The organism is Streptomyces sp. NPDC044002 (assembly GCF_056434525.1).
Window position 1 is genome coordinate 20,466 of the sequence record NZ_JBWKEZ010000004.1, and the last position, 1,282, is coordinate 21,747.

2 protein-coding genes are annotated in these 1,282 nt (G+C 73.7%); both read right to left on the reverse strand.

Annotated features, from left to right (window positions below; translation table 11 throughout):
* Window positions 1-113 precede the first annotated feature (113 nt).
* The gene (locus tag AC07A6_RS04420) at window positions 114-245 is read right to left on the reverse strand and encodes a hypothetical protein (protein WP_478776033.1); all 132 of its coding nucleotides are present in this window, start codon (window positions 243-245) and stop codon (window positions 114-116) included.
* A 44-nt stretch (window positions 246-289) separates the two neighbouring features.
* Window positions 290-1,144 (reverse strand): cyclase family protein, encoded by an 855-nt coding sequence (locus AC07A6_RS04425; RefSeq protein ID WP_478776034.1) that lies wholly within the window; start codon window positions 1,142-1,144, stop codon window positions 290-292.
* Window positions 1,145-1,282: the final 138 nt, after the last annotated feature.

Below are 1,282 nucleotides of genomic sequence, written 5' to 3' on the forward strand. Positions count from 1 at the left end.
AGACGAAGGAGGCGAAGAGAGAAGAGGCCAGGGGGGAAAGGCAGAGCGCTGTCAACCCCCCCCCCCCCCCCCCCCCCCCCCCGCCTCCGTCGTACGTCCGCCGCGCGCGGCTGCTACCAGTCGACCGGCCCGGCGTCGTCGAAGAAGCCGCCCGTGGGCCCCTCTTCGCCGAGGGTGGCCAGGGCGACGACGATCCGGGCCCCCTCCTCGACGATCTCCTGACACTGACGCGCGGAGTCCGGCACCGGCCGCGCCGGTACCGGACTCCGCTGCTGTGGTTCGACGGGGGTTAGTAGATGCCGAACATCCGGCACGGGCCCGCGAAGCCCTTGCGGTGGCGGATCATGCCGATGACGGCGGTGGCGCCGATGTCGGGGACGGTGTGCAGGTTCGCGATGTTCTCCACGCCGTAGCGCAGGTCGCCCAGGACGATCCGGTGCGCGCCGGGGTCGTCGATCTGGAGGTTCTTCGAGGCGTCGAGGCTCGGGGTGTCGGTGCCCGCGGCCACGATGCCGCGCTCGCGGACGAGGAGTTCGGCCGCGTCGAAGCCCAGCCCGGGGAAGTGGGGGACGCCGTCGGAGTCGCGGTTGATGTAGGCGCCGGGGGTGTCGATGCGGGGGCACCAGTTGGAGTCCATGACGACCAGGGCCCCGGCCGGGATCCGGCCGTGGCGGCTCTCCCAGGCGAGGATGTCGTCGGCGGTCAGGGTGGTGTCGGGGTCCTTCGCAGCCCGGTCGCCGATGCGGATGACGACGAGCGGGGCGATGAGCCGGTCCACCGGGATCTCGTCGGTGTAGACGGGGCCGTCGACGAGGTGGGCCGGACCGTCGACGTGGGTGCCGGTGTGCTCGTCGATCTCCAGCTTGTTGGCGTTGAAGCCCTCGGAGGCTATGTCGGCGAAGTGCTGGATGTTGGGCTTGAGGACGATGGGCTCCAGCACGGGGAAGTCGTTGCCGAAGGCGTGCGTCAGGTCGCTGACCCGGCTGCCCCGGATGAGCGGGGCGGGGGCCTCGGGGCGCTCGGCCGGCCGGGCGCCGTCGTGGCCCTGCGCCGCGTCGGACGCGGCGTTCGCGTCGGCGGCGTGGTCGGCGCAGCTGTGTCCGGGCTCGCCGTGGACCAGCTCCATCACCTGGGGGCTGCACATGGGACGGGGTCTCCTTGGATGGGTCGGAGGGGGAGGGGAGGAGGGGCCGGGGGGGGGGGGGGGGGGGGGGGGGGGGGCGGCGGCCGGGGGGGGGGGGGGGGGGGGGGGGGTGGTTGCGAGGAGGGGTTTGCCGACGCG

Coding starts and splice junctions, on each gene's coding strand:
- AC07A6_RS04425 (WP_478776034.1), bottom strand. CDS start 1,144: ATGTGCAGCCCCCAGGTGATGGAGCTGGTCCACGGCGAGCCCGGACAC.